12 protein-coding genes are annotated in these 12288 nt (G+C 41.4%); all 12 read left to right on the top strand.

Annotation, left to right across the window (positions count from 1 at the left end; translation table 11 throughout):
* Positions 1–66: 66 nt before the first annotated feature.
* The 12 genes from cidR (at position 67) to QE450_RS18185 (ending at position 12017) form a co-directional block, all read left to right on the top strand.
* Entirely contained in the window at positions 67–951 is an 885-nt protein-coding gene (gene cidR, locus QE450_RS18240; RefSeq protein WP_273613950.1) for a cidABC operon transcriptional activator CidR, read from the top strand.
* A gap of 366 nt (positions 952–1317) precedes the next feature.
* Positions 1318–1872, top strand: a complete 555-nt coding sequence (locus QE450_RS18235; RefSeq protein ID WP_307301105.1) for a flavodoxin family protein — start codon at positions 1318–1320, stop codon at positions 1870–1872.
* Positions 1869–2042 (top strand): lysine biosynthesis protein LysW, encoded by a 174-nt coding sequence (locus QE450_RS18230; protein WP_273613948.1) that lies wholly within the window; start codon positions 1869–1871, stop codon positions 2040–2042. Before QE450_RS18235 ends, QE450_RS18230 begins: the two co-directional genes overlap by 4 nt.
* Positions 2042–2932: an ATP-grasp domain-containing protein gene (locus tag QE450_RS18225; RefSeq protein WP_273613947.1), complete on the top strand. Its 891-nt coding sequence runs from the start codon at positions 2042–2044 to the stop codon at positions 2930–2932. Before QE450_RS18230 ends, QE450_RS18225 begins: the two co-directional genes overlap by 1 nt.
* A 70-nt stretch (positions 2933–3002) precedes the next feature.
* Entirely contained in the window at positions 3003–3671 is a 669-nt protein-coding gene (locus QE450_RS18220; protein ID WP_273613946.1) for a degT/DnrJ/EryC1/StrS aminotransferase, read from the top strand.
* On the top strand, positions 3661–4980 hold the full coding sequence (locus QE450_RS18215; protein WP_307301103.1) for a DegT/DnrJ/EryC1/StrS aminotransferase family protein: 1320 nt from the start codon (positions 3661–3663) through the stop codon (positions 4978–4980). Before QE450_RS18220 ends, QE450_RS18215 begins: the two co-directional genes overlap by 11 nt.
* Complete coding sequence (argC, locus tag QE450_RS18210) at positions 4977–6014, top strand: N-acetyl-gamma-glutamyl-phosphate reductase (RefSeq protein ID WP_273613944.1); 1038 nt, start codon at positions 4977–4979, stop codon at positions 6012–6014. Before QE450_RS18215 ends, argC begins: the two co-directional genes overlap by 4 nt.
* Entirely contained in the window at positions 6005–7900 is a 1896-nt protein-coding gene (locus QE450_RS18205) for a M20/M25/M40 family metallo-hydrolase (RefSeq protein WP_307301100.1), read from the top strand. Before argC ends, QE450_RS18205 begins: the two co-directional genes overlap by 10 nt.
* A complete protein-coding gene (locus tag QE450_RS18200; RefSeq protein ID WP_307301098.1) occupies positions 7872–8651 on the top strand; it encodes a 1-deoxy-D-xylulose-5-phosphate synthase N-terminal domain-containing protein in 780 nt (259 codons plus the stop codon). Before QE450_RS18205 ends, QE450_RS18200 begins: the two co-directional genes overlap by 29 nt.
* Positions 8648–9586, top strand: coding sequence for a transketolase family protein (locus QE450_RS18195; protein WP_307301096.1), 939 nt, complete (start codon positions 8648–8650; stop codon positions 9584–9586). Before QE450_RS18200 ends, QE450_RS18195 begins: the two co-directional genes overlap by 4 nt.
* Complete coding sequence (locus QE450_RS18190; protein WP_273613940.1) at positions 9568–10803, top strand: MFS transporter; 1236 nt, start codon at positions 9568–9570, stop codon at positions 10801–10803. The genes QE450_RS18195 and QE450_RS18190 overlap by 19 nt, the downstream gene beginning before the upstream one ends.
* Positions 10785–12017, top strand: coding sequence for an ATP-grasp domain-containing protein (locus QE450_RS18185; protein WP_307301093.1), 1233 nt, complete (start codon positions 10785–10787; stop codon positions 12015–12017). Before QE450_RS18190 ends, QE450_RS18185 begins: the two co-directional genes overlap by 19 nt.
* Positions 12018–12288 lie beyond the last annotated feature (271 nt).

Raw genomic sequence — 12288 nt, 5'->3', positions numbered from 1 at the left:
TCTTTCATAGGTAAAATTCATATATGGCATGAAATGTATTCCATCTATCTATAGGAGGAAAGTGACATGGATATTCGGCATTTACAATATTTTATGGAAGTCGCCAGACTAGGAAGCTTTACCAAAGCGGCAGAAGCGCTATTTATTACACAGCCCACGATCAGCAAAACGATTCGTTCATTAGAAGACGAACTAGGCGCCAAGCTGTTCAATCGCATCGGGCGCACAGTAGAATTAACCGATGCAGGCAAAGTAATCCAGCATCAGGCTCGCATTATTGTAAAGTCTTTTCAAAATCTATCTTCCGAGTTGGACGATCTGCGCAATCTCAAAACAGGGCATCTACGCATCGGATTGCCACCGATGATCGGATCACGATTTTTTCCACAAATTATCGGAAAGTTCCATCAGTTGTATCCTGATGTAACCATCCAGCTTTTTGAAAATGGCGGAAAAAAAGTGGAGCAAGATGTAGCCAATGGCGCACTGGATATTGGAGTTACGGTATTGCCTGTGACCGAGAATGTATTGAATCATTTTTCGTTTACCGAGGAAAAGTTGAATCTGTTAGTGCCTAATCATCACCGATTTGCACAGCAAGATTGCGCTGAACTTAGCGCGCTGGCAGAAGATTCATTTATTATTTTCAGTGAAGACTTTACGTTGCATGGTCGTATTATAGATGCTTGTATACGGGCAGGCTTCCAGCCGAAGGTGATCTATGAAAGTTCACAATGGGATTTGATTAGTGAAATGGTGGGAGCGGGCTTAGGGGTAGCCCTATTACCCGAAACGATCTGTCAGCAGATTAGCCGGGATCATGTGCACATCTTGCCACTTGTGAACCCCTCGATCCCCTGGCAACTAGGCATGATCTGGCATCAAGATCGCTATCTCTCCTTTGCCGCACGCGAATGGCTTCGATTTACAAGGGAGTTTTTAGGAAAATAATCCAAACGAATTTAAGATTAGATCGTCTTATAGAATATTCCATAGGTAAACAGTCTTCTATAGAGAAGGCTGTTTTTTGTTTTACAATTTCACTGATAAACCGACAAAAATAGCAATTATAGAAAAAATCTATCATTATTGATAGACGACTTTAAATCGTTGTTATCCGAATTAAGGAAGCGAAATAACTTATATTAACAATGAAATAAAGTAAAAAAAAGTAAAAAGTATTAATAGTTGACAAACATATACCATAGTAAGATACTGTGAATAGTCGCAATTAGGAAATCCTATTTATCCTTTTTGAGTATCGATTACAAGGATAAAATTGCTGTGATGATGATGATCTGAACAAAGGAGGGAATTATGAAATTTCTGCATATTGATGGAAGCTCAAGAGAAGATGGGAATGCTTCTACACTGGCGAAATATTTGTTACAAGATCTACCGTTTGAAGAAATCGCTTTGCGTGATTATCAGATTCAATTGATCACGGATGAGCGTCATAGTGAGCAAGGATTTGTACCTTTAGGTGATGATTATGATCGTTTATTACCTACTTTTTTAGAAGCGGATTATGTTGTTTTTAGTTCACCCATTTACTGGTATGGTTTGTCTGCTCAACTCAAAGCTTTTATCGATCGCTGGTCAGAATCCATGAGAATTGTACCGGATTTTCAAGCGAAGATTAAGCACAAAAAAGTATTTCTGATTATTGTCGGTGGCGATGATCCTTATCGCAAAGGGTTGCCAACAGTACAACAATTTGAATATATTGCTGAATTTCTAGAACTTGATCTACAGGGTCATCTTATCGGGATTGGCAATAAGCCTGATGATATTTTGCAAGACCATATTGCACTGGATCAGGCCAAACAAATCAATCAACAACTACAACATATTAAGGAGAGTGTACAATGAGTGCAGCCAAATGCTTAACATGCAATGCCGAAGTTGAAGTGGATCAACAGACCGTAACTGGAGAAATTGTAGAATGCCAGGAATGCGGGCAAGAACATGAATTTCAATGGATCAATGAGCAACCTAATCTAGTGTTTGCTCCGGAAGTAGAAGAAGATTGGGGTGAATAATGTCAAATTCATATCCTCGTAAAAAATTGCTGTTTTGCGTAACCAAAATGCGTGAAGAAGAGCGTCGAATTTATGATTATTTGCTACAGGCTGGAATAGAAGTTGATGTATGTACAGACTCGATGCAATTAGAACTCGAAAATATTCGGCGCTACGATGTCGCTCTTATTCGTTGCTTGTCGCAGAGCAAAGCGTTAGAGCGGGCGCAATATATTGAGTTAGCCGGAGTCAAAACATTGAACTCGTATGAAGCGATCAAAATTTGTACCAATAAAGCTTTTCAAGCCATCATTTTTAAGCAAAACCAAATCGCGCAACCGGACTTTGCGATTGCGTTTACGTTTGAAAAGCTGTACGAATATCTGGAACGATTTGATGGACGCTTTGTGATTAAGCCTGTCAGTTCATCATGGGGAAGAGGCGTAACTTTAATCAATAGTAAATTTGCGTTGGATGCATGGATCTCGGCTAGAGAATCTCTTGACCCTCAAGGTAAAGCTTTACCGGTACTGGTACAGGAATATGTAGATAAAGGGAACTATGATATTCGTGTCGTTATTGTAGATCGTCAACCGATTGTTGCTTTCAAACGTGTCTCTAACGATAATTGGTTGACTAATACGCATCTGGGAGCCGAGATTGATGTCATTAAGGTGAGTCAACCGATACAAGAAATCAGCAAACAACTTATTGATGCTATCGGAGAAGGTATTTATGGATTGGATTTATTTTACGATCATACCCGTAATATCTATATGGTCTGTGAAGTGAATCAGAACCCAGAGTTCGCCAAATCGTGGTTGATTCATAAAGTGGATGTTGCCAAAGCTATCGCTGAGTCTTGCCTGAATGTCCAGCCAGAATGGATACACGTCAAATCATCAGTATAGCCATAAACATACGATGACGATCATATCTATTGATAATCGTGATCGATGCTGTGTAAAAGGAGAATGATTGATGTCTTTAGCCAAAATATCTGAACAAGCACCGCAAAAAGTGTCTCAAAAAGATTATTTTTCAATCTCGTTTGTATTAGCTCGTGTACTTAACACCGGAATTATTATGAGTATCGAAAAAAATGAAAAAGAACTGAAAGGCTTAGAAAGTACATTATCCAAGCTGTCGGGCAAAAAGTATGTCACATTATACAACAGTTTCACAGCCGCTATTCATGGAGCGCTCTGGGGACAGGATATTGTGCATGGTAGCCAGGCTACACTTGCTCATTCAGCGGCTCCGCAGGAAAGAAAATTTGCGCAATGGTTAGGAATTGAATTGATTGAGGGATTAGATCAGGCGTACACCGTTATTGATATCGATTGGCAAAATCTAAAAGATATCGATACATTGCTGAAGCAACATAGTCAGGACAAAGCGATCGTAGTGAATTTTACCGGACTATCGTTTGGCCCTGTGGCTACTCTACTCACCAATGAAGAACCGCTGTATAAAAAGTCAGAACGATTAAAAATATTTGGAGCCTTTGACTTGAGAACAATGTGGACACAGACCGAGCAAGAATTTGAAATTCAGCCTGGGGTGCAATTTAATTATCGCCTCAGTCCGCTGGTAGGCGCTTGTGTGAAACTGTCACTGTTACGGAGGGATAAACAAGATGAAGACTGATTTTAATCATTATTTACTGGATATTCCTGAAGAAACATGGGCTTATGAAGAATTAGCGATTGATGGCGGTCGAGCGGTGTTGCCACGTGAAGGTCGCAAAACAACTTTTCCGAATATCACCAAAGAAGATGTGCTACAAATGTTAATCTCGATTCAAAAGCAACCGGAAGAAGTGATTCAAGAATTTACCGATCAATACCGTCAGTATGTAGGCGCTAATTATGCGATCTCGACAGCGAGCGGTACATCCAGTCTACATCTGGCACTGATCGGCGCAGGGATAGAGCCAGGAGACGAAGTGATTCTACCTGCTTTTACGTTTATCGCAACTGCTCAAGCTGTCGTTGCCGCCAAAGGTATTCCTATCTTCGCGGATGTTGATCCACACACGTACTGCCTTGATGTGACCCAGATCGAGAAATTGATTACACCACGTACCAAAGTGATTATGCCTGTGCATGTTCATGGTCTGCCTGCCAATATTGAAGCGATCCAGCAGATCTGCAATCAGTATCAGTTGAAGCTGGTGGAAGATGCCTCTCATGCTCATTCCGCTTCGATCAATGGTCAGTTATGCGGTTCTTTGGGCGATACCGCAGGGCAAAGTCTGATGGCAGACAAAAACTTCCCTGTAGGTGGCGAAGGCGGTATCGCCTTTTTCAAAAAAGAAGAAGATTATCAGCGTGCTTTGAATTTTCTGCAAGATTCAGGGATCGATTATGATATCTCATGGATCGCAGCGGCGTTCGGGATCAGTCAATTGGAACGACTTCCTTATTACGATGCGATTCGTCAGCGCAATGCTCAACATTTGATCCGTACATTGAATCAGACCACTTTATTTCAAGGGCCTTATATTCCAGAAGGGTATAAGCACAGCTTCAATATGTTCCGTCTTCAGATCAATGTGAATCTGCCTGCTTTTGCCGGAATTCCTCCTTATCAGGTGAAAGAAGCGATTCAGACGATTTTGATGGAAGAAGGCGTGTTTGCAAGAGAATGGCAAAATGTGCCGATCCCTCGTCATCTTCCTTTTATCAATCAAAAAGGATTCGGTAATCAATATCCGTTTAGTCTATATCAAGAAGATGAATTACCTTATGGATTAGAACACTTTCCCAATACACTGGAAATGCTGAATACTACACTTGCGATTTGCCGGGAATTGCGCTCTCCTGTCGAATATGAAAAGTTGTTATCCTATGAGCTGGCCTTCAAAAAGTTGGATCAAAATATCGAAAAAATCGCTACGTTTGCGCGTACTCTGAATGTTCAGCCACCTTATGAAAGAGATGCCCGCTTAGGATGAAGACGTACAAAGTAGGCATACTGGGTGGAAATGGATTTGTTGGTGGAGAATTATACCGCTTATTGAGCGCTCATCCGTATTTTGAAGTGGTTTTTATTTCTTCCGAATCCAAAGCAGGCATACCGGTCGAAAAAACACATAAAGCTTTTCTGTATCGCAAAGTGAACCCGAAATTAACCTATCAAAAAATGGCTGATCTCACCGACGAATGCGATTTTATTTTCTCGGCGTTGCCAACCGGTATCTTGCCCCGTCACCTATCCGATGTACTGGATCATACGAAGCAGATTTTCAATATTAGTGGTGATTATCGATTTACAGATAACAACGTGTTGGAACGCTACTATCCTGCATCTTTGGCAACATCTGTACAAGCGGAAAGTCATTATTATATTCCCGAAATATCGACAGTTGATCCCAATGCCAAAGTCATCAATCTGCCTGGATGTATGGCGGTTGCTTCGATCTATGCGATCTATCCGTTGGTGCTTCATTCGTTAATCGAAGGGCATGTCTTTATTGATGCCAAAACAGGCTCTAGTGGAGCAGGTAAAAGCAGTAAAGAAACGCATGCTGATCGAGTTAATAATTTTAGATTGCACAAAGGATTCGAGCATCGTCATCTTCCTGAGATTGATCATATTGCCAAAACATACAGCGAACATCCTGTCGATATTTCATTTGCTGCGTTCAGTCTGGATGTGGCACGTGGCATATTTGTCAGCGCTTATTCAGTACTCAAACCGTCTGTCGATGAATCGGATGTGAAAAAAGCTTTTTTTCAAGCGTATAAATCCAAGCCGTTTATCCGTTACTCCGGTCAAGCTTCACCCGGACCGATGATCAAAACGGTGCATGGAACCAATTATGCAGAAACAGGCTTTGTTGTACGAGATGGCAAATGTCTGAGTCTTGTGTCTATCGATAACTTAATCAAAGGGGCTGCCGGACAAGCGATTCAAGCAGCCAATATCTACTACGGAATTCCAGAGTCAACGGGTTTGACGACCGAAAGTGAGGGGATATGGCCGTGATTAACAATCTGCATGTGATCAAGTTAGGCAGTAGCACTATTGGTAAAAGTGAAACGATTTTTGCAGAAATTGCGGCTCTTTCTAAACAAGGAGCCAAAATTCTACTCATTAGCGGTGGAGCTGATGCCATCGAACGCAAATTTGCTGATCTGCAAAAAGAAGTCCGATTTCTGACGCTAGATAATGGTGATCAAGTCCGCTATTGTCCGCCAGAAGCGATGAATACGATTAGACAAGCGTATGCAGAGTATATTTTTGAACCTGTCCAACAACAGTTACAAGCTTATGGATTATCGGTGCTGACTCAATGTGCAGGTGATCATGGATGGGTACAAGGCAAGCAAGGTAAACCTTTGAAAGTACGTAAAGGTGACAAAAAAGTGATTGTACGAGATTCCTTATATGGAAGTTATGGATCAGCCAATCAACAGCTTTTGAATCAACTGCTACATACGTATGATGTGGTCTGCTTGTCTCCTCCTATTTATGATCCAGAGATCGGGCAGTATATCAATATTGATGCAGACATGTTGGCGGCACATTTAGCGATTGCGCTAGAAGCAAGTCATTTGCGCTTTGTAACCAGCACCGCAGGCATATTAAGTGATATTGCCAATCCGTCTTCGACGATTCGTGATATTTATCCGCAAGCCGAACAGATTGTAGTCACAGGCAGAATGAAGCAGAAGTTAAGAGCCGCAGAACTTGCTCTCGATCAAGGGATCGCTGATATTGCAATCACAGGTCCTCATACATTGTATGGAGCAGGCAAAACATGGTTCTGGAGAGGACAACATATTCCTCCAGATATTGAACTGCTTCATCAAGTCATCAGTATCCCTTCGGTGTCCAAAGACGAAGCAGTACTTGCTCAATTTTTGCAAGAAAGGGTGAGTTCGGCTGAGATTAATGCAGAGATTGATCCAGCAGGCAATATTGTGTTGACCAAAGGTAATGGTGAACATACGTTACTGCTACTCGGTCATATCGATACGGTTCCTTATGTCTGGCAAAGCGCTGTTCATGAGCAGCGTGTCTCTGGACGAGGAAGTGTAGATGCCAAAGGAAGCCTGATCAACTTTGTAGAGGTATTGCGTACGATAGATGTTCCCGATCATGCCCGTTTAATCGTGATCGGAGCGGTGGAAGAAGAAGTTTCTTCTTCCGCAGGTGCATTTTATGTGCGAGATCATGTACAAGCTGATGCAGTAATTATCGGTGAACCCAGCGGAACACATAATCTAACCCTCGGCTATTATGGGCTGCTCAAATTACAATTACATGTTGTGCAAAAGCAACAGCATTCCGCAGGCAAAGACAGTGTCAGTTCGATCGACAAAGTGTATCAACTGGCGACTCATTTACGAGAAATCATTGATCAATATGATCATGATCATTTATCAGCCATCGTAGATATTGAAGCAGAGAATAGTGGAGGTCATTACAGTGCTTCAGCGACGTTGAATTTTAGAATATCGCCTCAAGCTCGTGCCGGATATATAGAGGACATTCATTCATTAGAATGGGCGGATAGCACTGTAGAGATCTTGCGGAATACACCGGGGTATCAGAATTCGCGCAAAGATCTATTGGTCAAATCTTTTGTCCGTGGATCAAGCACAGTACTGGATGAGAAACTTACCTTTTTGATGAAAAAAGGAACCAGTGATATGAATACACTGGCAACTACATGGACAGATATTCCGATGGTTGCTTTTGGGCCGGGAGATGCCAGTCTGGATCATACCGATCAAGAATTTCTAGATATCGAAGAAGTACGGTTAAGTCGCAAAGTATTACGTCAGAGCATTGAGACATGGTTTTCTTTGATCTCTTCGAAAAGTAAGGAGAATGTATATGCCCTTAACACAGAGCAAGTTACATGAACATACGATTCAAGCCCGCAAGCTGATTATAGATATTGCGGCAACTGAAGTAGGATGTCATATCGGAGGCAGTCTGTCTGTGATCGATCTGTTGTTAACCAGCTATTTTTTATATGGAAAAGATGACCGTAACCAGATTATTTTGAGTAAAGGGCATGCGGCGGCAGCGCTGTATAGCACGTTATATGTGTTAGATCTGATCGAAGATAATCCTGCGGATAGCTATGGAGCCAAAGATTCGCTATTTACAGGGCATCCTAATTATCTGCTTCCCCATATCTCTTTTGCGACAGGGAGTCTGGGGCATGGGCCAGCGTATGGAGCAGGATGGGCGCTATCTCAACAGCTCAAGCAAGAATCGGGACTCAGTATTGTAATTAGTGGGGATGGTGAACTTCAAGAAGGTAGTTGCTGGGAAGCGATGCAAGTGATTGCTTCCAAACAGATTACTAACTTTATCTATATTATCGATGTGAATGGTGGACAAAATGATGGTCTGGTGCAAGATATTTCACCGTTAATTCATCTGGAAGATCGCTTCCGTGCTTTTGGATTTGATGTACAGGAGATTGATGGTCATGATATCGAACAGATTACACAAGCTTTGGAATCCAAAGGAGATCGACCGCTTGTTATTCTGGCGAATACGATCAAAGGTAAAGGAATCCAAGCGATGGAAGGCAATCCAAGCGCACATTATGCCAAAATTAGTAAAGCACAAGCTTACAAATGGAAGGAGGCGTTAAGATGAGTCTTTCAGGAAGAGATGCGTACAAAGATGAACTGACATTGCTTGCCGAACAGGATCAGACCATTGTCGCTATTGAAGCCGATCTAGGCGGCAAAAAGCATCAATTTGCACAACAGTTTCCTGACCGCTTTTTCAATCTAGGGATTGCTGAAATGACATCGGTCGATCTCTGTGCGGGTCTGGCGGAAGGAGGATTTAAGCCATTCTTTTCAACGTTTGCTCCGTTTGTCGCTTTGCGCTGTGCCGAAAATATCAAGCTAGCAATGGGTTATATGCACAAAAATATCAATATTGTGAGCTGTTATGGCGGTGTATCAGGCGGCTGGTTCGGTACAACCCATCATTCATTAGAAGATATTGCTGTGATTCAGACTTTTCAAAATATCAAAATCGCTTGTCCGCATGGAGAAGAAGAAACAAGACGTGTGATTCGGGAAGCGGCAATATCAGAGCAACCATATTATATTCGTCTTTCTCGTAACGAGTCATTTGACAGTCTACCTTCGATCGCGCAAGGAGATCAATATACTGTAGACGGTGCATGGATCGAAGATGCGCCTATTGCCCTCATTTCTATCGGTGAACAAGCGACTGAAATGGCGATCCAATTGAAAAAAGAGCAACCCCATCTCAATCATCTACATCTGTGTTATGTAGATAAACAGTCATTGATCTCAAATTTGCAAAAAATAGAAAGTAGCGCAGCACAAATTATTGTTATTGAAGAACATCGTCAGTCAGGTAGTGTCGGTTCTTATCTTAGTCTGTTGTTACCCCATAAGCAGGTGTATTCGTTTACACCGAATGAACAGTGGCCGAAGTATGGGGGCAGTCATGAAGATGTGCTGGAATATCTAGGCTTTACGAAGGAAAAGCTTACGCAATTTATCTATGAGGTCAAGGAAGGCAGCCCACTATGTTCTTATCCATATTAAAAAATGCACAATTTCGTAAATTTCTAATCTCAGATGTGATTTCGGGTTTTGGCGTTGGGATGGCTACGATTGGAGCCAACTGGTATGTATTAGCACAGACAGGCTCGAATCAATATGTCGGCTTTTTGCTTACTTTTAATGTGCTTGCCGGATTTCTGGTGTCACCACTGGCTGGAATTATTACCGACCGTTTTGATCGTAAAAAAGTGATTTTGTGGACGTATCTATTGCGTGCTTTTTTATTGATTTTGTTAGCTGTTTTGTTTTTTGTACAAGGATTTAGTATGCCATTAATGTATTTATTTGCGGTGATCAATGGTGTTGGATGGACGATCTATATGGCGGCTTCTCGTAGCTTGATTCAAGAGATTTTGCCGGAAGATGTACTGATTAATGGGAACTCTTTTATCGAGATTAGCTTACAGGTCGGGATGTTTTCCGCAGGAGCGGTATCAGGGATCATTTACAAATATTATGGATTTGAAGTGATTTTGTTTATCAATATTGTGGTATTCCTGATTAGCAGTATAGTGTTATCCGGTATTAAATATACATCTATTGTGAATCCTTCACACAAAGAAGGCTTTCTCAAAAGTTTTCGCGCAGGGCTTGGCTTTTTGCGTCAGCGCAAAACGATCTTTTTTCTAGGTATTATCTCGATTGTGCCGTTAGCAGTAACGATGCTGTATAACGTGGTATTGCCTGCTTACGTGAATGTAACGCTACAAAGTGACAGTATTACTTTTGGATTATCAGATATGTTTTATGGAATCGGTGGACTGGTATCTGGATTTCTTGTATCGCTGATGATTCCCAAAATATCGAATAAACAGATGGTATTGTTGTTCTTCTTCATCGCTACGATCGACTTATTTTCGTTATATCTGAATACAACGATTGTTTTACTGTATTTAGGAAGCCTTTTCTTAGGATTATGTAATTCTTCACTTCGAATTGTGATGAATACCATCTTAATGGAAAATGTACAAAAAGCCTTTATGGGACGGGCGATGGCAGTCTGGACAGGCATATCACTATTGATTCAAGCAGGCGGTTCATCTGGTATGGGATTCGTGATCGACCGTTTTGGAGCAGGATACGGATTCTTATGTATGAGTGTGTTAATGGTTGCAGGGCTGATCGGGTTTATATTTATTTCCACGCAAGTTCATATGTTAGCAAATGAGGAGAATCCATCATGGCAAACCAACGAATAATATTTGTAGAACCTAGCTTCTACGGAGTCAGTTTTGTAAAAGAAGCCAAAGCATTAGGATGTGAAGTGGTCGTGATCGCTTCATCCGCAGATAATCCACAATTATACGGCTATGAAGGACTATACGACGATCTGCTTGTGGCAGATATTCGAGATGCAGAATCGATTTATCAAGCGATCGTCAATAGTCCATATCACGGTCAATTCGATGCCCTGATTCCAGCTACAGATTATGCGTCTGCGGTGACGGCTGAAGCAGGCGAGCGTCTGGGCATACACGGAACATCTTTTGTAGCCGCATCGAATGCACGGAATAAAGATCTGGCCAGACAAGCTTTTCTCAAAGATAACGTACCTAGTGCTAAGTTCGCTGTCGTGCGAGATAGTGAAGAAGCGGTTATCGCCGCAGTACGGATCGGCTATCCGGTAGTGCTCAAGCCGACCAATGCGGCAAGCAGTCAGAGTGTATATTTTGTTGAAAATGAGAGCGTCTTACGCGATGCTTTCCGTGAGATTATCGATTTCAAAACAACGTATATGGACTTCAAAGTCAGAGAAGAATACCTGATCGAAGAGTATCTGACTGGCCCTGAATTTAGCGTAGAAATCTTTCTCAGTCAGGGTGAGATTGCTTTTGCGGAAATCACAGAAAAGCATACATCGGATTTGCCTTATTTTGTGGAGACGTTGCATGTATTCCCGTCGTCGATTTATCAAGAACAACGTGACCAGATTATTGATGTAGCGAAGCAAGCGGTATTGTCGATCGGTATCCAAAACGGTCCTACTCATGTCGAACTCAAATACACTCAGGATGGCCCTAAGATTATTGAAGTGAACGGTAGACCAGGTGGAGACAATATCACGTCTGATCTGATCGTCAATGCGTATGGGATCAATATATTTAAAGAAACGATTTTGAAATATCTCGCCCAGCCATTAGATATTGATAAGAAAAAGTATCAAGCCTCCGCTATAGGTTACCTCGTCGCAGATCGCAAAGGAACAGTGCGTACCATCACTGGACTAGAGCATCTACATCACGAAAACGTGAAGCGTTATCAGATTGATGTGCAAGCAGGAAGCGATGTCGATATCGCCCGCAGTTCAGACGACCGTCTCGGCTACATTATCGTCGAAGCCGCTACCCCCATAGCCGCCAAGCACAAAGTAGAAGAACTGCTCGGTCAGATTCAGATTAGCTATGCTGAATAAATATGAAAGGATATGCCTGTATCAGGGTGTATCCTTTTTTGTTTGAATTTATTCTCTAACGAGTGATATATGAACTAAATGATCTTAATCTATTTTAAATTAGGATACTCATACATTATTAAAATAAATAAATCCATATATAGATTTTTAATATAATTTTTATAAATATTAGATAATAAATTTGATATTATTAATTAGTTGTTATAAGAATTTAGTTGTGCAAATTTGCGCTGATAATTATCCACATATATGTAAAAAAGTAAATAACAAA

Origin of the sequence: Paenibacillus sp. SORGH_AS_0306 (assembly GCF_030819345.1) — a bacterium.
In the GTDB taxonomy this organism is placed as follows: Bacteria; Bacillota; Bacilli; order Paenibacillales; family Paenibacillaceae; genus Saccharibacillus; species Saccharibacillus kyungheensis.
This window is presented reverse-complemented; position numbering and strand designations above follow the sequence as displayed.